This window comes from Paraburkholderia phymatum (assembly GCF_040965635.1).
GTDB lineage: Bacteria > Pseudomonadota > Gammaproteobacteria > Burkholderiales > Burkholderiaceae > Paraburkholderia > Paraburkholderia phymatum_B.
In genome coordinates this window covers 1-455 of record NZ_JBFRCH010000119.1, presented here as the reverse complement: position 1 = coordinate 455, position 455 = coordinate 1, and the positions used below count along the sequence as shown (strand labels likewise).

Here is a 455-nt window from a genome sequence, read left to right as displayed (position 1 = left end):
CTGCCCATTCAAACACCATCCTTCGACACTGCGTGATCTTTAACCCATGAAAAGCAACCCCTGAACCCCTTAAACCCGGACATCTCTATCTAGCCGGGAAGCGGACATCTGAATCTGGCCTCGACACAAATGTAGGGGCTACGTCCTAATGTCGTGTTCTGGCTATTTACAGATGTCGTGTTTTTGAGCGCTGGCAAGCTGGCAGACTGCTGCAACCGCTGCGGGGCCTGCCATGAAGCCGGACACGACGCTGGTGAGTTTGAGCATGCGCGAACTGGACAGACTGAAGGTTATACAGGCCGTCGTTGAGACGGGCCTCAAGCCCGGCCGTGCTGCCGAACGTCTGGGTCTGACGACGAGGCAAGTACGGCGGTTGGTGGCCCGATACCGCGAGTCTGGCGCCGCTGGACTGATCTCTTGCAAGCGCGGTATGCCCGGGAATCGGAGACTGGACG

At 58.0% G+C, this 455-nt stretch carries 1 protein-coding gene; it reads left to right on the top strand.

The window, feature by feature from the left end; genetic code table 11:
- Positions 1 to 232: 232 nt before the first annotated feature.
- The coding region (locus tag AB4Y32_RS40460; RefSeq protein WP_368726583.1) for a helix-turn-helix domain-containing protein at positions 233 to 455 on the top strand (223 nt) is incomplete at its 3' end.